Here is a 20,007-nt window from a genome sequence, read left to right as displayed (position 1 = left end):
GCAGCAGCCCGATCCGACCACGGTGCCGAAGACGTCGGAAATCAGGTGGGCCCCGCGGCAAAAGAGGACGGACGCGGCATCGGCTGCGTCCGTCCTCGTTTTCTGATGGGTGTCAGCGTTGCTGGTTGGCGATGCCGATGTAGTGCCCGAGACGGTATTCGAAGTCGATGCCGGCCTGTTCGACGACGGCCTGCGTGCCTGCGGCCCGGGCGAGGAAACCGGGGAGGGTGAGGGAGTGGGCGAACTCGCCGTACGCGGCGACCAGGTCCGCGTCCGGGGGCAGGGATGCCCGGTTGATCTGGGCTTTGGCCGAGGCAAGTGAGGTGCGGTCGAAGGACGCGAGCCGGGCGGCGACGGTGCCGACGAAGGCGTCGAGTTCGCTGTCGGGGAGGGCGCGGGTGACCCAGCCCCAACGCTCGGCGGTGTCGGCGTCGTAGTCGTCGCTGGTGAGGATGGCTTCCAGGGCGCGGTCGCGTCCGATGGCCCGGGGAAGGCGTTCGCTGCCGCCACCGCCGGGCAGAAGTCCGCTGCCGACCTCGGGCTGTCCGAAGATCGCCTTCTCACGGCTGGCGTAGCGCAGATCGAGGGCGAGGGCGAGCTCGTTGCCACCGCCGCGGGTGCGTCCCCGGATGGCCGCGATGGTGATGTACGGCGCTTTGGAGAGTTCCAGGACCAGATTCGTCCAGGCCGGCACCGCGTCCGGGTCCTCGGAGGCGGGGAAGTCGGCGGCGGCGGCCAGGTCGAAGTGGTTGTAGAAGAAGTCGGGGGTGGCGCTGTCGAACACCACGACCTGGATGTCCGGGTCGGTGGCCAGTTCCTGGACGATCTCGATGAGGCGCAGGACAGTCTCGCCGACGATGAGGTTGACGGGCGGGTTGGTGAAGGTGATCTTCGCGATCTGCGGTGAGGTGCGCTCGTAGTGGATGGTGCTCTGCTGTTCGCTCATGGTTGGCTCCGGATGCGTGAGGCGTATCAGACAGCGATTGGGGCGCGAGGAGGGCCGGGAAGCCGGGGCGGATGGATCTGCCGAGCAGATCCGGCGGTCCCGCTTCCCGTCTGCGCCCTGCTCACTCCTCGTAGTGCGGGAGGATCTCGCCGTTCTTGACGTAGGTGAGGGCGGCGGTCACGTCGTAGGCGTGGATCGCGGAGACCTGCGGTGCCAGCCGGTTGGACAGGTCCTCGATCACGGGGCCGGTGAAGAAGGCGTCCCGTGCCGCGGTGTCGGTGAACCCGAGGCTGACCGAGGCGTGGAAGTGCTGGTCGTGGGGGTTGTCGTGGGCGACGTCCGGGGTGTCCCAGAGCTTTTTCGTCCAGGGCAGGAACGTCTGCGTGCGCAGTTCCTTCAGCACTCCGGTGCCGGCGAGCGCGGGGGCGAGCTGCTCGTTGACGAACTTCCGGAAGGCGCCGGCGCCGACCCCGTCCCTGCGGCGAAGGTAGACCAGCGCGCGGGCACCGACCGCCTCTCCGGGGCCTGCGACGTCGTACCAGCGGGACGAGTTCGGCGGGCCGGCGTAGAGCAGGGTGCGGCGGAACACGTTGATCTCGTCGGCGTAGGCCAGCTTCGTCTGCTCGCGCCCTTTGAGGGGTGCAAGTGCCGATTGGAAGGTGACTTCCGCGACGCCGTCGATCTTCCGGTCGGCGGGGATCGCGGTCTGGACCCCGTCGATGGCCGGCCACAGGCCCGTGTTGTGCTCGGCGAGGTGGATCTGCCGGTACTCCTCCAGGCCCGGGGTGGCGGAGATGATCCCTGAGTGCGGGCCCTTCCAGTGGTCCATGCCGGTCTGGCGGGGCTGGTCGGTGCGTACCCACAGCAGGATCGAGGAGGTGAGAGGCTTCCTCACTTCCGGGGGCGCGGCGACCGGTGACGTGTTCATGGTGTTGCCCTTTTTTCCTGGTCAGGTGGTGGTCATCGGGCCAGGAACTCGACCGCTACGGGGGCGAATTCCTGGTGGTACTGGAAGATGCCGCCGTGCCCGGAGTCGGGGTAGATGATCAGCTCACTGCCCTTGATACGCCGGTGCAGGTCCTCCGACAGGACCGACGGCACCATGCGGTCGTTGTCGCCGTTGGCGATCAGGGTGGGCTGCGTGATCGACGACAGGTCGTCAGGGGCGGAGCGCCCCCACTTCTTGATGGCCTTCAGCTGCGTCTGGAACGCCTTGGTCTTGATGTCCACGTCGCGGTCGACGGTGCGCTCCTTGAGCCGGTTGACGAACGCGCGTGCGGCGGGCTTGCCGGTGGCATTGCGGTTGAAGAACAGGAACTCCTTGGGGTCCGAACGGGTCAACGTGGCACGCAGGATGTCCCAGTAGGTGACTCTGGCGACCTTGTCCATGTCCTTGCCGCCCTTGGGCCCGGTGCCGGTGAGGACCAGCTTGCGGACGAGCTCGGGGTGCTTCACCACCAGGGCCTGAGCGACCATGCCGCCGAGGGAGAAGGAGAAGACGTCGATCTTGTCGTACCCGAGCGCCTTGATGAAGGTGTAGGCGTCGTCGGCCATCGCCTCGACACTGTCCGGCACCTGACCGGTGGACGCTCCGACACCGCGGTTGTCGAAGGCGATGACGTGACGGCCCTTCGCGATGGGATCGATGATGCGGGGGTCCCAGTTGTCCAGGGTCGCGGCGAGGTGGACGAAGAAGACGACGGGGATGCCGCCCTTCGGGCCCAGCTCGCGGTAGGCGTAGGTGACGCCACCGGCGCTGACGGTGCGGGCCGGGGCCTTCGCGTAGGAGGTGATGACGGCTTCGTTCGGGGTGCCGGTACTGCTCATGACGGAGTCTCCTTGCGTGTTCTGTGTCGCTATGTGTTTCGTGCCGCCCGTCGCGGTTGCGGCGGGTCAGCTGTTGGCGATGACGGCCTTGCCGCGGATGCCGCCCTGGGACAGGGACTGCAGCGCGTGCGGGGTCTGGTCGAAGGGGAACACCTTTCCCACGACCGGGCGCATCGCGCCCTGGTCGATGAGGGTGGTGATCTGGCGGAGCTGGTCGCCGCTGGCGCGCATGAACAGGAACTCGTATGTCACGCCGAGCTTCTTCGCCTGCTTGCGGATCTTTCGGCTCAAGCCTGTGACCGCGAGGCGCAGCAGCGGGTTCAGGCCGGCCTCGCGGGCGAACGCGGGGTCCGGGGGACCGGTGATCCCGATGGCCTTGCCGCCGGGCTTGAGGACCCGCAGGGACTTCTCGAGAGTCTCCCCACCGAGGCTGTCCAGCACCAGGTCGTAGCCGGTCAGGAGCTGCTCGAAGTCCTGGGTGCGGTAATCGATCACCGTGTCCGCGCCGAGCGCGCGCACGAAGTCCGCGTTGGAGCCGCTGGCGGTGGTGGCGACGCTCGCGCCGAGGTGCGTGGCGAGCTGGATCGCGATCGAACCGACCCCGCCGGCGCCGGCGTGGATGAGAACCTTCTGCCCTGGCCGCACCTTCCCGCGCTCCACCAGAGCCTGCCATGCCGTGAGCGCCGCCAGCGGCAGTGAGCCGGCCTCTTCCATGCTGATGGAAGCGGGCTTGAGCGCCAGGTCGCCCTCCGCCACGGCGATCCGCTCGGCGAACGTACCGATGCGGTCCTGGTCGGGCCGGGCGTAGACCTCGTCTCCGGGCTTTAAGCCGCGAACCGCCGTCCCGACGGTGATGACGGTGCCCGCTACGTCGTTGCCCAGGATCAGCGGCAGCTGGTAGGGCAGGATCTGCTTGAACTCACCGGCGCGGATCTTCTCGTCCAGCGGGTTCAGCCCGGCGGCCTCCACTCGCACAAGCACGTCGTGCTCCCCCACGGTGGGCTCGGGGACGTCCGCCTCCTGCAGCGGCCCCTTGTACTTGGTGACGACGAACGCTCGCATGGGGCGCACTCCTATTACTTGTCCTATTTATCCAGGTCTGAGACTGGATCGGCGAACCCGGCGCGACATCCAGGGACCCCGCAACCTCGCCCCATTCGGCTAATCCGAGTACACTCAACTATGAGTCCACTCAGAATTATTTGTCAAGGGAGGTCCCCATGGGGGGCGGTCACATGCCGATCGGGCGCCGCGAGAGGGCCAAACAGGACAAGCGCGAGCGCATCATGACCGCCGCCCGCGAGCTGTTCGTCGAACACGGCGTCGACGGGGTCACGACGCAGCAGGTCGCCCGCCGGGCCGATGTCGCCATCGGGACGCTCTACCTGTACGCGTCCACGAAGGCCGAGTTGCTGATCATGGTGCAGAACGAGAAGTTCGCCGCCGCCGTCGATTCCGGCCTCGCCGCCGCGAACGCCGCCGTCGGACAGGGCCCGCTGGAGCGGGTCATCGCTCTCATCCGCCCCGTGGTGGAGTGCGTGAGGGAGCACATCGAGAACGGCCGCGCATACCTGCGCGAACTCGTCTTCGGCGACCCGGCCGAGCCCTACCGGCAAGCGGGCCTGACTCTTGCCGGCCGCCTCGAGGACGGCATCACCGGTCTGCTCACCCGCGACGAGGACATCGGTGCCGCCGACGCGGCAACGCTGGCGCGGGTGATCACCGCGATCATCCACATCAGCACCACCGCCACCGTGGGCCTGCACCGCAGCGACGAAGCCGTGCTCGCCGACATCCGCGACCAGATCCACGCCACCCTGGCGCCGCACATCCGCGCCGCATGACCGCTCGCTCCACGAGCCGACCATCTCCCCGGAACGGGGGCACTTCGTGAGCACGCACTACGGCGTCGTCACCATCGGCGCCGGAACCGCGGGTACGTCGCCGCGATCCGCGCCGCGCAACTCGGCAAGCACATCCTGTCCGGCAGTGCGACAGTCCGGCAGTCCGGACACCGGACAGCCGCTAACCCTGTCCATAACCCTGCACACCCGGTCAAGTGCGTTACAACCGATCGAACCACGCGCTGATTTCGACAAGCTCCGCCTCGCCCCGGTCAGCTCCGAGAACCTGCTCACGGCGCACATGCTCAGGCCAGCAGCGCCTGCCCACCCTGCGCCTCGCGTTCCCAGGTGGGACTGCGTCCTTGTCGACCAAGGCCGCTCGGACGCCCTCCAGGAAGTCCGGCGTGCGGATGGTCGTGCGCGCGAGAGTGAGTTCGGTGTCAAGACACTCGCGCAACGTCTGCTGCCTGCCCCGGGCCAGCAGGGCGTGAGTGATCTCCAATCTCTGCGGCGAAGCGGAGAGCGCGTCGACGCCGGCGTCGGGGGGTCTCCCGCACAGCGCCGCCGCGCCCCCGCAACCAGAGGTGATCCCGATTTCTTCTGGGTTTACTTTGCTATACCCAGACAGTAGCGTCAGGACCACCACATCAACCTGGCTGCACGCGGGACGTGGGCGTGGCAGCAACCTGCGAAGGAGCAGCACCATGGGAGTAAGCCAAGAGGCACACGAGTTCGCGGAGTTCCTCGCGAGCGTGAGCGCGAAGTCCTCGACGCCGGGCCTCGACCTGGCCATCGTCCGCGACATCGTGGACTCGAACCACAAGGCGTCGACAGAGCCGGAGGGCGTCACGTACGCCGAGGTGGACGCGGGCGGCGTCCCCGCCCTGTGGGCCATCCCCGAGGGCGCCGACCCCGACAAGGCACTGCTCCACTTCCACTTCGGCGGATCCGTCACCGCCTCCATGCACTCGGACCGCAAGGCCGCCGGCCACATCGCCAAGGCCGCCGGAGCCCGCTCCCTCGTCGTGGACTTCCGCCTGGCACCCGAACACCCCTACCCCGCCCAGCTCGACGACGCCGAGACCGCCTACCGCTGGCTCCTCTCGCAGGGCTACGAGCCGCGGAACATCGGCAGCACGGGTCACTCGATCGGCGGCACACTCGCGGTGATGCTCCCGCTGCGCCTGCTCGCGAAGGGCGAGGCGACGCCGGGCGCGATCGTCAGCGTCTCACCGTGGACCGACCTCACCATCCAGAACGCGTCGGTGGACGAGAACGAGGACAACGACAAGATGCTCAGCAGGAGCACCCTCGAACTCTTCCGAGGAGCCTGGCTGCAGGACCCCGCCGTGGACTTCACCGACCCCGCGATCAGCATCGCGAACGCCGATCTGACCGGCCTGCCGCCCACGACCGTCCACTACGGCGAGTACGAGACCCTCGCCGATGACGGCGCCGAACTCGGCCGCCGCCTCGCGGACTTCAAGGTCACCTCCGAGGTCCACCCGCTGCCCGAAGGGCAGCACTCGTTCGTCCTGGGCGCCGGGCGCGTACCCGAGGTGGACCAGGCGATCCAGCAGATGGGCCAGTGGCTCCGCAAGCACCTCGGCGCGTGAGCTGAAGCCACACCGGGCGGAGCGGCCTTTCGGCCGGACCGCCGCGATGCCGGTGACCGGTCCGCCGGTCGTCGGCATCCTGCTCGACCATGTAGGCCGGCATGCGGTCCTTGTGTCCGACACCGTTCCGCAAGCAGCCCCACCACCGTCCCTTGATGCCACAAAGGAGTGCGCGATGGGAACGTACGAGGATGTCTTCCGCTCGAGTATCGAGGATCCGGAGAACTTCTGGCTGAAGGCGGCGGAGGGCATCGACTGGGATGTCGCTCCGCGACGCGCCCTGGACTCCTCTGGCGCACCCTTCTACCGCTGGTTTCCCGACGGGCGGCTCAACGTCTGTTTCAACGCGGTCGACCGGCACGTCGAGGCCGGCCGCGGTGAACAGGCTGCGCTCATCTATGACTCACCCGTGACCGACACCCGGCGCACCTACACCTATGTCCAGCTGAGGGACGAGGTGGCGGCTTTCGCCGGCGCACTCGCGCGGCTCGGTGTCGAGCACGGCGACCGTGTAGTGATCTACATGCCGATGGTCCCCGAGGCCGTTGTCGCGATGCTGGCCTGCGCACGTAGCGGCGCGGTCCACTCGGTCGTCTTCGGCGGGTTCGCCCCGCGCGAGCTGGCCCTCCGCATCGACGACGCCGCCCCCAAGGTGGTCGTGTCCGCCTCCTGCGGCATCGAAGGCAAGCGGGTCATCGCCTACAAGCCCCTGCTCGACCAGGCGATCGGACTCGCGGCCCACAAGCCGGAGAAGAGCGTGATCCTGCAACGTCCGCAGGAGAGGGCCGAGTTGGGGCCTCACGATCTCGACTGGGCCGATCTGGTGGCTGCCGCGCCGCCGGCCGACTGTGTTCCCGTCCCCGCAACCGACCCCCTCTACATCCTCTACACCTCCGGAACCACCGGAAAACCCAAGGGAGTCGTGCGTGACTGCGGCGGCTACGCGGTCGCCCTCCACTGGTCGATGGGGGCCGTCTACGACGTGGGCCCGGGCGAGACGATGTTCACCGGCTCCGATGTCGGCTGGGTCGTCGGGCACTCGTACATCGTCTACGCGCCATTGCTGGTCGGCGCGACGACGGTGCTGTACGAGGGCAAGCCGGTGGGCACCCCGGACGCGGGCCAGTTCTGGCGCGTTGCCGCCGAGTACGGGGTCAGGACCATGTTCACGGCACCCACCGCGTTCCGGGCTATCAGAAAGGAGGACCCGAGCGGAACGCTCACCGCGGGCTACGACCTGACCGGCCTGCGCCACCTCTTCCTCGCCGGCGAGCGCCTCGATCCCGAGACCTACCACTGGGCGAGCGATCTGCTGGGCATCCCGGTGATCGACCACTGGTGGCAGACCGAGACCGGCTGGCCCATCGTCGCCAACCCGGTGGGCATCGAGGCGGCTCCCCTCAAGCCCGGGTCTCCCACCCGCCCGCTGCCGGGATGGGACGTCCGGGTCCTCGACGCTTCGGGCGAGCCGGTGCCCGCAGGCGTCGACGGCGCGATCGTCGTGCGGCTCCCGCTGCCGCCCGGCGCACTGCCCACGCTCTGGCAGGACGACGACCGCTACGTCGCTTCCTACCTCTCCGCCTACACCGGCTACTACCTGACCGGCGACAGCGGTCACATCGACGACGACGGCTACGTCTTCGTCATGGGCCGCACCGACGACGTCATCAACGTCGCCGGACATCGCCTGTCCACCGGCAGCATGGAAGAGGCCCTGGCCGCTCATCCCGACGTCGCCGAATGCGCCGTCATCGGCGTCGCCGACGCCCTGAAGGGGCAGGTACCGCGCGGCTTCGTCGTCCTGAAAGCCGACGTCGACCGCGAACCGGGCGAGGTCGAGGCCGAACTCGTCCAGCTCGTGCGCGAGCGCATCGGTGCCGTCGCCTCCCTCAAGGACGTCGCGGTAGTAGCCGCCCTGCCCAAGACCCGCTCGGGCAAGATCCTGCGCAAGACGATGCGCGGCATCGCCGACGGGCACGACGAACCCATCCCCTCCACGGTGGACGACCCCGGTGTCATCGAGGCCCTGCGCCCTGTTCTCCGCCGCGCCGGTCACACCCCGTGATCGACTGTCGCCTTCCCTGGCTTACGGTGGGCGGGCGCGCCCGGCGGACTGCCCCACCGGAGCCTTTGACGCCGATCATGTCGCGACCTGGGGTCTTCCCAGCGACCCGGCAGTCGTCTCCACGGCCCGTGTCCAGGCCATCCGATCAACTGACCCGCCTGAGGGCTGGAAGAACTGGCCTTCACCACCGAATTCGTGGTCAGCGAACTGGTGACGACCGCCATCCGCTACGGCAAGAACCCCATCAAACTGCGGATGATCCTTCAGTCCGCCCTGACGTGCGAAGTCTCCGACGCCACCAGCACCGCCCCGCACCTGCGCCGTGCCCGGGACTTCGACGAGGGCGGCCGCGGCCTGCTCCACGTCGCCCACCCCACCGAACACTGGGGCACACGGCACAACCGCGAGGGCAAGTGTCATCTGGGCGGAGCAGGCGATTCCAGCTGGCGTTGCGGAACTCCCATCCGCTCTGGCGTGAGGTTCTTGCGCGAGCTGCACCGCGCGACTTCGTGCGCGAAGCAGGGACCCACTTGTCACAGCCCACCCGACCACATAGCATTACGATCGTAATTTGATAGGCCGGTGCCGGCTCGGACTCGGCCGGCGTGCGCAGGGCGGGCGCGTCTTCGGACCCGGAAGCAGAAGAGCCCGGTGTCCACGTCCACGCGATGTCCGCCCCCGCCCTTTCGGAACCACCACCCATCACCTGAGGAATCACCCATGCTCAACGCCCTGTGGAACCCGACCGTCGTCGGAGAGATCGCCCTGCCGCACCGGCTGGCCATGGCACCCCTGACCCGCAGCCGGGCCACCCCGGACGGCGTGCCGACCGAGCTGAACGCCGAGTACTACGCCCAGCGCGCCTCGCACGCGCTCATCATCACCGAGGGCACCCAGCCCTCCGCCGACGGACAGGGCTACCCGGTGACCCCGGGTATCTACACCGAGGATCACATCGCAGGCTGGCGCAAGGTAACCGACGCCGTACACAAGGCCGACGGACGCATCGTCATCCAGCTGATGCACACCGGGCGCATCTCCCACCCGGACAACACCCCCCACCACCGGCAGCCGGTGGCACCCTCCGCGATCAAGCCGGCCGGCCAGACGTTCACCCCGTCCGGGCTCCAGGAGATGCCGGAGCCGCGCGAGCTGTCCACCGAGGAGGTCGCCGCGACGGTCGACGACTTCCGGCGCGCCGCCGCGGCCGCCATCGCGGCCGGCGCCGACGGCGTCGAGATCCACGGGGCCAACGGCTACCTGGTCAACCAGTTCCTCTTCCCCAGCACCAACCAGCGCACCGACCAGTACGGGGGCTCCCTCGACAACCGCATCCGTTTCGCGGTGGAGGTCGCCACGGCCGTGGCCGACGAGATCGGCGCCGGCCGCACCGGCATCCGGATCTCTCCCGGCAACCCCTTCAAGCTCAACGACCTCACGGAGAGCGACCCGCACGAGCTCTACCCGCACCTCCTGCGCGCCCTCGCCCCCCTCAACCTCGCCTACCTGCACATCGGCCACGGCGGCGACGAGGAACTCCTGCACACCCTCCGCAAGCTGTGGCCCACCTCCCTGATCCTCAACCGGGCCGGTGCCGACATCGCCACCCGCGCCAAGGACGTCGAAGATGGTCTGGCCGACGTCGTCACCGTCGGCACCATGGCCCTCGCTAATCCCGACCTCGTCGAGCGCGTATGCTCCGGCGCCCCCCTGAACACCCCCGACCCCGCCACCTTCTACGGCGGCGGCGCGGCCGGCTACACCGACTACCCCACCCACGCCGCCTGACGAAGAGCAGCCCGGTGCCCGAGGGAACCACCACCTTCGGGCGCCTCGACACAGCTGCGGCGCACGGAGTCGGCGACCCGAGGAGTTACGGGCCGCGACCGACGTGCGCCGCAGCGGTTTCACCTCACACCCCGGCGTTCTGCGCCGCGATCGAGGGAGTCCGGCATCACGGCCCAGACCGATACCGGTCGCCGCCGAGGCTCACCCCTGCGAGGGAGGCACCGGGAAGAGCATGCAGCTACTGGTGGCATGGGCGAGCAGACGGTCCGTGCCGTCGACCAACTGCGCCTGAGCCAGGGCGGTTTGACGGCCCTGGCTGACCACCGTGCCGATGGCGCGTACCGTACCCGTGTCCACGGTGATCCGTCGCAGGAACTTCACCGTGAGGTCGAGCGAGGTGTACGCAACGCCCTGGGGAAGGGTCGACTGGACTGCGCAACCAGCCGCCGAGTCGAGCAGGGTGGCGAAGATGCCGCCGTGCACGCTGCCGATCGGGTTGTAGTGCTCCTCACCCGGTGTCAGGGAGAAGACCGCTCTGCCGGGCTCCACCTCGCTCAGAGTGAAGTCGATGGAGTAGTTGATGGGCGGCCCCGGCAGTCGCCCCGCCTGCAACTCACGCAGGAAGTCGATACCGGCCATGCGTCCGGCGGCTTCCGCCAGGATCGCGGGATCTTCCCATTGATACGTACGCGTTCGTCCCACGACCGGGCACCTCCATCTGACTTTTGAAAACGAAGCTAGTTTCCCGCCACCTGACTGTCAATGACGAAGCCAGACCCTTACGATGACGGGATGGAGTGGCTTGAGGCGAGCACGGAGAACTGCCCCGTCCAGCGCACGCTCGACGTGGTCGGAGAGAAATGGACGTTGCTGATCCTGCGGGACGCCGTCAACGGAGTCCGCCGCTTCGACGACTTCCACCGCCACATCAGCCTGTCCGAGGCCGTCCTCAGCGACCGCCTCCGGAAGCTGATCGCGGCCGGCATCCTGAAGACCGTCCCCTACCGGGAGCCGGGCAGCCGCTCCCGCAACGAGTACCGCCTGACCCGCAAGGGCTGGGATCTGTGGCCTGTCCTGATGGCGCTGAGCCAGTGGGGCGAGGCATACGCACTCGGCCCCGAGGGGCCCGTACTGGACGTCCGTCACGCCGACTGCGACGCCCCGGTCCGCGTCGTCGTCGAGTGTTCCGCGGAGCACTCCACCCTTACCGCCGCGGAAGTCACCGCCCGACTCGGACCCGGTGCCCGCATCCGGCCGTGAGCACGCCGGACATGTCGACGCCGGACATGGGCACGCCGGACATGATATTACGTGCGTCAGGCCATGGATTACCCTTGAGTGCGAAGCATGGGCCCTACGGAGCGAACGGAGGAAGCTCGTGGTGCGCTACGCCAAGGAGCACAAGCAGGTGACGCGGCGACGCATCATCGAGAAGGCCGGCCACCGGTTCAAGCAGGACGGCATCGACGGCTCGGGCATCTCCACGCTGATGGCGGACGCGGGGCTCACCAACGGAGCCTTCTACGCCCACTTCGCGTCCAAGGACGACCTCGTCGCCCATGTCGTGGCCGAGGAACTGCACACGCAGGTCACGATGTACGACACCCTGCGGCCCGGCCGCCCGGGACTCGAGGACCTCATTCGCGAGTACCTGTCCCCCGAGCACCGGGACCACCCCGGCCTCGGATGCCCCTCCGCCGCCCTTCTCGACGAGATCGGCCGCTGCGAGGACGGGACCAGGCAGGCCTACAGCGACGGCGCGCGGGCCATCCTGGAGGAGATCTCCGCCCGCCTGACACCCGAGGACCCTCGGTCCGCTCAGGCCAAGGCCATCGGGCTGTTCACCATGCTGGTGGGGACGATGCAGCTGTCCCGCGCCCTGTCCGACCAGAAGCGCGCCGATGAGGTCCTTGAGTTGGGGATCGAGAACGCTCTCGCGTTCATGGGGTGAGGCGGAAGGCGAGGTCGCGTCAGTGAACGGGTGCCTCGAGCCGCTCACCCAAAGGGCGCCACGGCCCTGAGGCACCACCCTCGGCCCAGATTACGACCGCACGCACGCCTTTTACCGCTCGAGGAACTCGAGAGCCGTCTCCACGAACTGCCCGTGGAACTGGAAGATGCCGCCATGGCCGGCGTCGGGGTAGAGGACCAACTCGCCGTTCGGCACTCGCCGCGCCAGGTCGACCGAGTTCTGGGTCGGAATTATCCAAGGGGGTGCGGGTGTGTCACATCGCGGGGCTGGAGTGCCCATGCTCCACGCCCAGCAGGGCGAAGGCGTTGTGGATGCCCTGTTCGAGCAGTTCGTCGGCAAGCTGCCGGTCGGTGAGGGCTCGGGAGAGCTGGAGTGTCCCGGCCATCATGGCGTAGGCGCCGAGCGCCTTGGTGCGGACCGAGAGGGGATCGTCGGGTGCCAGGCGGGCGGCGATGCCGTCGATGACTATCAGTACGCCGTCGGTGTAAGCCTGCTTGGTCGGGTCTGTGCAGCGCCGGATTTCGTCGAGCAGGGCGGCGGAGGGGCAGCCGTCGTCGGAGCTGTCGCGATGCTGGGCGGACAGGTACCAGCGCACGATCTGCTCAAGTCCTGCGCGACCGGGTGCCGCCTGCGCGACGATGCTCGCGTTCTGCGCCTGCAATTGGTCGGCGACCGCGGTGGCCACGAGGTCATCTTTCGACGTGAAATGGGTGTAGAAGGCGCCGTTTGTCAGCCCCGCGTCCGTCATGAGGGTTGAGATGCCCGAGCCGTCGATGCCGTCCCGCTTGAACCGGCGTCCGGCCGCCTCGATGATCCGTTGCCGGGTCGCCTGCTTGTGCTCTTTCCCGTAGCGCACCGCGCGCTCCTTTCCTCGTCGGAGGGGCTGCCTGCTCTTGGCGGGCGCCCTCGTCATATTGCATTTCGATCGTACTTCAATAGATTCGAGGCCCCAGTGGCTGCCCGTTCGGCGGCGAGGTGCCATGCCGGGTCGCGCGGTACCCCCTCGCTCGGGGGTGTTCATTGCGCGTCATGAAGTCCGGTCGACTGCGAGGGCTCGCTTGCGATCCATCGTCTCCGCTCACAGTATTATGATTGTAATGTAATGACCTTCGGTCAGCGCCGCCTTAGTGCTCGGCGAGACGGATGCCGGTGGTGATCAGAACGAGCCGGCTGACATGGGTCGGTACCCGCCACTGTGGGACCTGGTCGACAGTGTCGGTGCAGTGCATCGGGCGCCGGCGAAGAGAACTCCGTCCTTGAAACTCGCTACAGAAGGACCTGGACATGAACACACCGCGGAATTCACCGCCCTCGTCGTCGTACCAGAACGCGCCGACCCGCTCCGTGTCCGTCCGCGGCGAGGACTTCGCCTACCGGGAACTCGGCCCTGAGGACGGCGTACCGCTGATCCTCCTGATTCACCTGGCCGGGGTCCTGGACAACTGGGACCCGCGCGTCATCGACGGACTCGCCGCACGACGCCGGGTCATCGCCTTCGACAACCGCGGGGTGGGCGGATCGAGCGGCTCCACGCCGGACACGATCGAGGCGATGGCGCGCAACGCGGTGCTGTTCATCCGGGCACTCGGGTTCGACCAGGTCGATCTGCTCGGCCTGTCGATGGGCGGCTTCATCGCACAGGTCATCGCGGAACAGGAACCTCGCCTCATCCGCAAGGTCATCCTGGCGGGCACAGGCCCCGCCGGCGGCCCCGGCATCGACAAGGTCCCGGCGCTCACCCTCCAGGCCACGCTCAAGGGCGCCCTGACCCGCCAGGATCCCAAGCTCTCCCTCTTCTTCACCGAAACCGAGGGCGGTCGGCGGGCGGGACGGGCCTTGCTCGAACGGCTGAAGGAGCGCACGCACCACCGCGACAAGGACATCTCGTTGCCGGCGTTCCGAGCCCAGCTGAAGGCCATCAGACAATGGGGCCGTCAGGCGCCGTCGGACCTGTCGGAGATTCGCCAACCGGTGCTCGTGGCAAACGGCGAGAACGACCGCATGGTGCCCAGCCACAACACACTCGACCTGGCCGCCCGCCTGCCCAGGAGCGAACTCGTGCCCCTCTACCCGGATGCCGGACACGGGGGGATCTTCCAGTACCACGATGAATTCGTGGCAAGGGCACTCGAGTTTCTTGGGTCCTGAGCCCGAGCCAAGCCGCGCTGCCCGCACCTTCACGCTCGCACAACGCCCTCGGAAACGTCAGCTCGGCCGTCACCGTTCGCCGGCCCTGGCCGTGGAAGGCGGCCCCCTGCTCAGCCGTGCCTGAGTGCGGCCCTGCACGTCGTCGTCGGCCGCGCGACGAAAGGGTGTCCAAGCAAACAGTCGCGCTGGGTTGGCGCACAGTATCCGCAGGGCTTCGGTGGGGTTGAGTTCCGCCGTGAGCCAGGTCGGGGTGCTGTAGGCACGGCCATTTGCACGACAAGGCACGGCCGCCTTCGCCCATACGTGCTGTCCGGCCAGCAGGCGGGAGAGCGCAGCGGATCCGGGGTAGGACAGAGACAAGGCCGCCGGCAGCCCCCGATGATCGACAACCACCGCGCCGGGCCAGCCGAGCAGCCAGGGTTCCAGCTCCTCCCACTGGCGTTGCTGTGCCTGGACTTCCAAGTAGAGGCCAAGGGCGGCGAGTTCGTGCACCAGTCGCTGCCAGAGCCGATCTTCCAGCGGGGGCACTGGGCCGCTGATCAGGTTGAGGCGGATCCCGCACGCACCCGTCTCCACGGGCCGGTCGAGCTCTTCCCCCCGACGTCCGGGGTCTATGACGGCCACGCCGCGGAGGGGGCCCCGGCGCCTTGCCGAGGGCCTGGAGCAGGTAGGAGTTGTCCGTGCCGAGGCATGTTCACGGGAAGCGCCCACGGCATCGCCGTCGTCGCCGTGACCCCCGAGACCCTCGCACAGGAAACTCGATACCCCGCACTCCCCACGGACGAAGCTACCGCCCCGCCGGTCGCCTCCGCTCACTGAACCACTCCGTCCGAGGCGGCTGGAATGAGGTCGATCCACGCAAGACCACCGAGATCGAGCCGACTGCGGGCGCGTGTCACGGCAACGTAGGCGAGGCGGGCGTCCGTTTCACTCACGGGTTCCGGGATCGGGCGACCACGGTCGTCGTGTTGATCGCTGTCCGGGGGCGGGGGGAAGTCATCGGCGATCTTGACCGCGGGCCATTCCCGGCCTTTGGCCTTGTGGGCCGTGGAGACCGTGACGTCGGCCTTGCCCTCGTCGGTCAGTGCGTGGACCGCGGTGATGATGGCGTCGGGTCCGTGCTGGTCGACAAGTTCTACGAAAGGCTGCAGATCGCGGCCGGCCGGATCGTGATCCGCGTACTCCTGCAGCTCGCCCCAGGAGGCGAAGAGAACGAGTTCTGGGTGGGCGGTGCGACGGCCGTCTTTGAGGTCCCGTGCAGCCAGCGCCAGCGCGACGAGCGTATGCCCTCCCCGCGTCAGCGCGACGCGGTGGCCGGCGGCCAGCAGTCGCATGACCTCGGTCATGGCCCCGATGTTGGTGCGGCACAGCACCGCGTCCGGGGAGGCGACGAGACCGACCTTCGTCGGGATCGCCTCGGTGCCTGTCAGTCGGATGGGCGCGTCGGTGAACGCGAGCCACCGGTTGGCTTGTTCGGCAAGGAGGGGGCCGAAGCGGAAGGATCGAGTCAGGGTGAGGTGGGTGGCTTCGAAGCCTGTCATGATGTCCCGGGCTCCGCGCCAGCCGTAGATCGCCTGTGCGGAGTCGCCGACCAAGACCAGCTGGGTGTGGGCACGTTGAGCGGCGAAGACCTGTTCCAGGACGGGGTTGGTGTCCTGTGCTTCGTCGAGGAAGAGGAAGTCGGCGTCGATCTTTGGTTCGGTGAGGGCCCACATCTTCAGGTAGTGGTCATGCTCGAAACGGACCACGCCCTGCTCGGGATTCTGCAGGTCTCCCCACGCCTTGTCCGCGAACGACGTCACGACCTCGGCGAGGCGGGCATGTTCGTCCGGCGCACTCAGGCCGCGCAGCGCGGGTACGTGGTGAGAAGTCAGCGTGCGATCAGCCGAGTGGCAGAAGCGGGTCACCGTGCGCAGGACGCTGTGTGACAACGTCCTGTGGCTGATCTCGTGATCTCCGATTCGGACAGGAGAGGTGATGCCGAGGGCCTGCCCGATCTTCCACGCGGGTTGGCGGGGGCTGTTGAGTCTGCGAGCGAAGCGGTGGCCAAGGGCTGCGTAGGCCGTGGCGTGGGCGGTCTTGCACATCACGGATCGCGGGAAGCGTGCGGAGGCGTCGTGTGCGATGTCCTTGTTGAAGGCGAGGTAGCGCCCTCGGCGTTTGGTGCTCGCGGCGAGCAGGCTCAGCGTGCTGGTCTTTCCTGTGCCGGCGCCGGCCTGCAGTACGAGGTGATGGCCATCTCGGAATGCTTCGACAGCGTGAGCCTGTTCGTCTGTGGGCGTGTGCAACAAGGGCTCCACGGAGGGAGAAGGGCTAAGGGTTCGGGTGCGCGTGCGACTGGCTCCGCCCAGCGCGGCCGGCGGCGTACGAGTCAGATACGGCTGGACCACGACGACGGAGCAGGATGTGGGCTGTGCAAGCCAGTACGTCCTCGGAGGAGTGGAGAGCGAGCAGGCCTTCGAGTTGCGACGTCAGTTGCAGGGAGCGTTCTCTCTCGTTCCGATCGAGGGCTGCGGTCAGGCTCCGGGCGACGAAGTCTCCGGGGCGCTGTCCTCTGGCGGTCGCGGCCTGGCGGATCGCCGCTCGCGCGGTACGGCTGAACTCGAGATTGAGAAGGACCTGCCCGTGCTGGTCGGGGTAGTGGGTGGTCAGGACATCGATGGGCAGAAGGTGGTGCAGCCGTCGCCGTAGTGACCGCAGCGCGCGGCCGGGGGTCCTGGCCGGCTGGACGGCCATCAACCGGGTGCGGTCGGCGTTCGCTGCGAGTGACACCGTACGACGAGCTCGGTGGAGCTCGCCATTGGTGGCTGGCCTGGTCAGCAGGATTTCAATGCCATGGTGCGAGGTCACGACCCAGCCGTTCCATTCTCGTGGTGCGTCGGGCGCGGACGACGGACGTGGTTCGGCAGGCGGTTGTGGATGTGCGCGCGGTGGAGCATGGGGTCGAAGGGCTCCCAGTCGGCCAGCGCGAGGTCCGCTGCTGACTGGGTTGCGGTGTGGGTGGAACAGCGCTGCATGCGCCAGCGCAGCTGCTCGGCGTAGGGCAGGGCGGTGAGGTCATACACAGCCATGAGCTCACAGGGCAAGGCCAGTTGCCCCCGTGTGGCCGTAGCGGGTACCAGCCTCCAGACGCCCACGGGGCCGTCCGCAGTGAGCAGCCTCTGCGAGCAGCGGTCCCGATGCCGCGTCTGCGCCACGCACTGGATTTCGTCCACAGGTTGCGCAGCGAGGTAGCGGACATACAGGAACTGCACTACGGGTCTGGCGGGTCGGCAGCCGTCCGGTTGTGCCATTGGCCGGCTCGAAGGGGTGATCGGGGTGAACACGCCGGTGTCAATCAGACGGCGTGTGTGCAGGGCCAGATCCCGGCGCAGCCCATCCAGCGCGGAGGCTTCGGGCGCAGCGTCGCGAGCGGGACAGACTGGGGCGTGAGCCAGGCGGCACCAGGCTCTGCCATCGCCGGCCGGATGGGCGACACCAGAGCTGACGTGCCAACGGTAGGCGGCGGGCACCTCGGCCGCAGGCACTTCCCGGGGGTGCAGGCGGACGGGCCGCGCAAAGCTGCGGTGGTACCACTCGACCGGGTTGCCGCACTCTCGGCAGCGATCACGCTGAGCGCAGCGGAGAAGCCGACTTGGGCTGTCGTGCTCGATACGCAGTGAGCGTCGGGGGTAGGCGACAGCGGGGCTGCCGTCCCAGTGCCGCGGTGTGGATGAAGAACGCATGCGTGCGAAGGTGCCAGGCAACACGCCGCATCCACAGCGCCAAGGCTGGAGAGTCCCTCGAACAGCCCCATTCCGTGAAACGCACATTCGAGTTGTCGATCAGAGGTTCGTGTCGCTTCGCCGGTCCGGGTGATTGGCGCGAGCCCTCCCAGTCAACGGTCACCGCCGGTCGGCCCCGGGGGCTCGTGCCCCTCACACACGGCTCCGAAGAGCTCGTCGAGTGGAGTGTTCAAGGCATGGGCGAGGGCGTGCCAGGTCTTGAGAGTGCCGATGGTGCGCCCCTGCTCAATCTCGATGAGGGTCCTTCTGGCCAGGCCGCTTCGAGCAGCGAGCTCGTCATAGGTCCAGCCGCGCGCCGCCCGCAGCCGGGCAAGCTCCAGACGCAGCGCCTCGAAATCCGGGTCGGGCGGGAAGATCGTCACCCGACAATCCGACGGTGCAGACCACTGCCCTGTCAGTGCAGACCTCTGCCCTATTTCTGCAGGTGACACCATCAAGTGAAGGGCAGAGGTCTGCACTACCGTGTGCGGGCCACCCCACCCTCTGCGGGTACGGCGCAGACATGACGGGAGGAACACGCCCCCCATGAGGCTTTGCACGACACGACCCGGCGTCCGGTGCGCCTGGACCGTGGAACTGCGCCCGCAGCCCGGCGGACCGATCCTCGTATGCCAGCAGTGCTCCCACAGCGACCGACTGCTCAGCGGCACGTCCGCTCGGTCGGAGCTCCTGGCCCACCTGGCACGACACGCTCGCCGCGATCTCCTCCCTGCCCACCTTCGTACCTGCCAGTGCCACGAGCGCGGCTGCAGCTGGCACTCGCGCCATCGAGGCTGCGGTGGGCCCATCCGGCTCGTGCTCGCACGCGAGCGAGGCGGACGGCTGTGGCGCCTCGCGGACGCGTGCACGGCCTGCGCCGCCGCTACTTCACAAGCGGCCGTCGTTCCCGACACGTTCATCAACGCTGCGACGGCGCCGCCGGCGCATGCGGACATCCGTCGAAAGCACCGAAGCCCCAGAGGCCCGGACAGGCAGACCCGGGTGCGGGAGATGCTCAACTACCTCGCCTCCGCGCTGCCGACTGAGACCAGCCCTGCCGCCCGACTGATCGCCCTGCAATGCGCCTTGCGCATGAACGACTCAGCTCAAGTCCGCTTGCCGCTCGGGGTACTGCGCAGCCTTCGATTGGAACCTGCCACGGATTCCTGGCGGGATCTCCACCAGGCACGATGGCTATGCGCAACCCTGCCCACGTCGCACTCCAACGCACGCGCTGTGGTCATCCAGCTCCTCGACGTCGGGCTCTTCGCCCAATGCCCGGCCCGTCCCGACCGGCTCGCTGCCGCAGACTGGGCGCTGCGAGCCGCTTGCGGCATCCGCATGGGCTGCGCCCCGTTTTCCCAGCTCATTGCCATGTGTATCAAGGCCCATACCGCTCCCGAGAGCACCCATGGAACAGCTGAAGTGGATCAGCTGGCACGCGAGTGCGGGCTGGCCGCAACGGATTTCACGGATGCACTTGACCAATTGACGGCCGCAGGGCACATCAGCTCCTGGAGCGTGCAGTCGGCGTCGGGAGATCTGTACTGGACACTGACAGAGCCCGGCGAGCGTGGATGCGAAGGAACGACTCGTCGGTGACTGGCAGACATCGACGGTCCGTCACAAGCAACGTCGATATCGCAAACATCCGCGCCGAGGCGCCGTGGGGCATCGCTCTCACTCTCAGCGCCGACGCGGGATCCTGATCGACTAACGTCGAATTCCCGCCGCTCGCTTCTGACGCGTCCGCTGAGCGATTTTCCGAGCGCCTGAAGCATTCATACGCCAGGCCGCGAATTGCAAACTGACGTCGAACTGCTCCGCCACCTGTTCGTCGGTCCTGCCCGACAGAGCCGCGCCGATCGCCGCCGTCATGGGGATGAGCAGCTCCCCAGAGAGAGCTGCGGTCTGCTTCTCCTTCAGCGCCATCTCAGGGCCTAGAGGTTGTCCCGTATGGGGCGTGGGTTATCGGGCGAGGGCCAGGTTGTGTAGCCGGGCGATGCCGAGCATGGCCTGGTGAACGCCGTTGCCCTT

The 20,007-nt window shown here is 68.0% G+C and carries 22 protein-coding genes and 1 pseudogene; 9 read left to right on the top strand and 14 right to left on the bottom strand.

Features of this window, described 5'->3' with window-relative positions:
• Positions 1 to 112: 112 nt before the first annotated feature.
• From IO24_RS0136645 to IO24_RS0136630, 4 genes are all read right to left on the bottom strand, one after another.
• Complete coding sequence (locus IO24_RS0136645) at positions 113 to 946, bottom strand: enoyl-CoA hydratase/isomerase family protein (RefSeq protein WP_031143633.1); 834 nt, start codon at positions 944 to 946, stop codon at positions 113 to 115.
• Positions 947 to 1,067: 121 nt separating this feature from the next.
• Positions 1,068 to 1,874, bottom strand: coding sequence for a hypothetical protein (locus IO24_RS41305; protein ID WP_051906002.1), 807 nt, complete (start codon positions 1,872 to 1,874; stop codon positions 1,068 to 1,070).
• A gap of 32 nt (positions 1,875 to 1,906) precedes the next feature.
• On the bottom strand, positions 1,907 to 2,773 hold the full coding sequence (locus IO24_RS0136635) for an alpha/beta fold hydrolase (RefSeq protein ID WP_031143629.1): 867 nt from the start codon (positions 2,771 to 2,773) through the stop codon (positions 1,907 to 1,909).
• A 66-nt stretch (positions 2,774 to 2,839) separates the two neighbouring features.
• Positions 2,840 to 3,835, bottom strand: a complete 996-nt coding sequence (locus tag IO24_RS0136630; protein ID WP_031143627.1) for an NADP-dependent oxidoreductase — start codon at positions 3,833 to 3,835, stop codon at positions 2,840 to 2,842.
• A 158-nt stretch (positions 3,836 to 3,993) separates the two neighbouring features.
• Here IO24_RS0136630 and IO24_RS0136625 point away from each other — a divergent pair, with 158 nt between their 5' ends.
• Positions 3,994 to 4,617, top strand: a complete 624-nt coding sequence (locus IO24_RS0136625; RefSeq protein ID WP_031143625.1) for a TetR/AcrR family transcriptional regulator — start codon at positions 3,994 to 3,996, stop codon at positions 4,615 to 4,617.
• 220 nt (positions 4,618 to 4,837) lie between these two features.
• Here IO24_RS0136625 and IO24_RS47735 read toward each other — a convergent pair whose 3' ends face one another.
• Entirely contained in the window at positions 4,838 to 5,323 is a 486-nt protein-coding gene (locus IO24_RS47735) for an enoyl-CoA hydratase/isomerase family protein (RefSeq protein WP_031143623.1), read from the bottom strand.
• Between IO24_RS47735 and IO24_RS0136615 the strand changes: the two genes are divergently transcribed.
• Together IO24_RS0136615 and IO24_RS0136610 are read left to right on the top strand one after the other, a co-directional pair.
• Positions 5,322 to 6,233: an alpha/beta hydrolase gene (locus tag IO24_RS0136615; RefSeq protein WP_031143621.1), complete on the top strand. Its 912-nt coding sequence runs from the start codon at positions 5,322 to 5,324 to the stop codon at positions 6,231 to 6,233. The two genes, IO24_RS47735 and IO24_RS0136615, sit on opposite strands and share 2 nt — an antisense overlap.
• Before the next feature lie 175 nt (positions 6,234 to 6,408).
• Positions 6,409 to 8,298 (top strand): propionyl-CoA synthetase, encoded by a 1,890-nt coding sequence (locus IO24_RS0136610; protein ID WP_031143619.1) that lies wholly within the window; start codon positions 6,409 to 6,411, stop codon positions 8,296 to 8,298.
• A 75-nt stretch (positions 8,299 to 8,373) separates the two neighbouring features.
• On the opposite strand, the gene IO24_RS47730 is transcribed toward IO24_RS0136610, so the two are convergent.
• Positions 8,374 to 8,661: a hypothetical protein gene (locus IO24_RS47730; RefSeq protein WP_157851320.1), complete on the bottom strand. Its 288-nt coding sequence runs from the start codon at positions 8,659 to 8,661 to the stop codon at positions 8,374 to 8,376.
• Between the two features lie 357 nt (positions 8,662 to 9,018).
• Between IO24_RS47730 and IO24_RS0136605 the strand changes: the two genes are divergently transcribed.
• A complete protein-coding gene (locus tag IO24_RS0136605) occupies positions 9,019 to 10,086 on the top strand; it encodes an alkene reductase (RefSeq protein ID WP_031143618.1) in 1,068 nt (355 codons plus the stop codon).
• Positions 10,087 to 10,287: 201 nt separating this feature from the next.
• Here IO24_RS0136605 and IO24_RS0136600 read toward each other — a convergent pair whose 3' ends face one another.
• Complete coding sequence (locus IO24_RS0136600) at positions 10,288 to 10,788, bottom strand: PaaI family thioesterase (protein WP_031143617.1); 501 nt, start codon at positions 10,786 to 10,788, stop codon at positions 10,288 to 10,290.
• A gap of 90 nt (positions 10,789 to 10,878) precedes the next feature.
• On the opposite strand from IO24_RS0136600, the gene IO24_RS0136595 reads away from it, so the two are divergent.
• The gene (locus IO24_RS0136595) at positions 10,879 to 11,346 is read left to right on the top strand and encodes a winged helix-turn-helix transcriptional regulator (RefSeq protein ID WP_031143615.1); all 468 of its coding nucleotides are present in this window, start codon (positions 10,879 to 10,881) and stop codon (positions 11,344 to 11,346) included.
• Between the two features lie 118 nt (positions 11,347 to 11,464).
• Complete coding sequence (locus IO24_RS0136590; protein WP_031143613.1) at positions 11,465 to 12,037, top strand: TetR/AcrR family transcriptional regulator; 573 nt, start codon at positions 11,465 to 11,467, stop codon at positions 12,035 to 12,037.
• 274 nt (positions 12,038 to 12,311) lie between these two features.
• Here IO24_RS0136590 and IO24_RS0136580 read toward each other — a convergent pair whose 3' ends face one another.
• On the bottom strand, positions 12,312 to 12,914 hold the full coding sequence (locus tag IO24_RS0136580) for a TetR/AcrR family transcriptional regulator (protein ID WP_031143611.1): 603 nt from the start codon (positions 12,912 to 12,914) through the stop codon (positions 12,312 to 12,314).
• A 428-nt stretch (positions 12,915 to 13,342) separates the two neighbouring features.
• Between IO24_RS0136580 and IO24_RS0136570 the strand changes: the two genes are divergently transcribed.
• Positions 13,343 to 14,206 carry an alpha/beta fold hydrolase gene (locus IO24_RS0136570; RefSeq protein WP_031143609.1) on the top strand — a complete coding sequence of 288 codons (864 nt, stop codon included), beginning with the start codon at positions 13,343 to 13,345 and terminating at the stop codon, positions 14,204 to 14,206.
• 69 nt (positions 14,207 to 14,275) lie between these two features.
• On the opposite strand, the gene IO24_RS43780 is transcribed toward IO24_RS0136570, so the two are convergent.
• Both IO24_RS43780 and IO24_RS0136560 read right to left on the bottom strand, forming a co-directional pair.
• Positions 14,276 to 14,917: an amidohydrolase family protein gene (locus tag IO24_RS43780; RefSeq protein WP_267886830.1), complete on the bottom strand. Its 642-nt coding sequence runs from the start codon at positions 14,915 to 14,917 to the stop codon at positions 14,276 to 14,278.
• Positions 14,918 to 15,018: 101 nt separating this feature from the next.
• Positions 15,019 to 16,494 carry a UvrD-helicase domain-containing protein gene (locus IO24_RS0136560; RefSeq protein WP_031143605.1) on the bottom strand — a complete coding sequence of 492 codons (1,476 nt, stop codon included), beginning with the start codon at positions 16,492 to 16,494 and terminating at the stop codon, positions 15,019 to 15,021.
• A 151-nt stretch (positions 16,495 to 16,645) separates the two neighbouring features.
• Here IO24_RS0136560 and IO24_RS45365 point away from each other — a divergent pair, with 151 nt between their 5' ends.
• The gene (locus IO24_RS45365) at positions 16,646 to 16,897 is read left to right on the top strand and encodes a hypothetical protein (protein WP_031143603.1); all 252 of its coding nucleotides are present in this window, start codon (positions 16,646 to 16,648) and stop codon (positions 16,895 to 16,897) included.
• A 155-nt stretch (positions 16,898 to 17,052) separates the two neighbouring features.
• On the opposite strand, the gene IO24_RS47480 is transcribed toward IO24_RS45365, so the two are convergent.
• From IO24_RS47480 to IO24_RS0136545, 3 genes and pseudogenes are all read right to left on the bottom strand, one after another.
• Positions 17,053 to 17,277, bottom strand: coding sequence for a hypothetical protein (locus tag IO24_RS47480; RefSeq protein WP_338055610.1), 225 nt, complete (start codon positions 17,275 to 17,277; stop codon positions 17,053 to 17,055).
• Positions 17,278 to 17,550: 273 nt separating this feature from the next.
• Positions 17,551 to 17,931 (bottom strand): annotated as a pseudogene (locus tag IO24_RS47475) (DUF6083 domain-containing protein); the annotation flags it as partial.
• 152 nt (positions 17,932 to 18,083) lie between these two features.
• A complete protein-coding gene (locus IO24_RS0136545; protein WP_031143599.1) occupies positions 18,084 to 18,353 on the bottom strand; it encodes a helix-turn-helix transcriptional regulator in 270 nt (89 codons plus the stop codon).
• A gap of 433 nt (positions 18,354 to 18,786) precedes the next feature.
• Here IO24_RS0136545 and IO24_RS43770 point away from each other — a divergent pair, with 433 nt between their 5' ends.
• Positions 18,787 to 19,572, top strand: a complete 786-nt coding sequence (locus tag IO24_RS43770) for a hypothetical protein (RefSeq protein WP_338055608.1) — start codon at positions 18,787 to 18,789, stop codon at positions 19,570 to 19,572.
• A 111-nt stretch (positions 19,573 to 19,683) separates the two neighbouring features.
• Here IO24_RS43770 and IO24_RS0136540 read toward each other — a convergent pair whose 3' ends face one another.
• The gene (locus IO24_RS0136540; protein ID WP_031143597.1) at positions 19,684 to 19,902 is read right to left on the bottom strand and encodes an ImmA/IrrE family metallo-endopeptidase; all 219 of its coding nucleotides are present in this window, start codon (positions 19,900 to 19,902) and stop codon (positions 19,684 to 19,686) included.
• Positions 19,903 to 20,007: the final 105 nt, after the last annotated feature.

It is taken from the genome of Streptomyces flavovariabilis, assembly GCF_000725785.1.
GTDB classification, from domain to species: Bacteria; Actinomycetota; Actinomycetes; order Streptomycetales; family Streptomycetaceae; genus Streptomyces; species Streptomyces hawaiiensis.
Note: the sequence above shows the minus strand (reverse complement) of the source record. Positions and strands in the feature narration are given on the sequence as shown.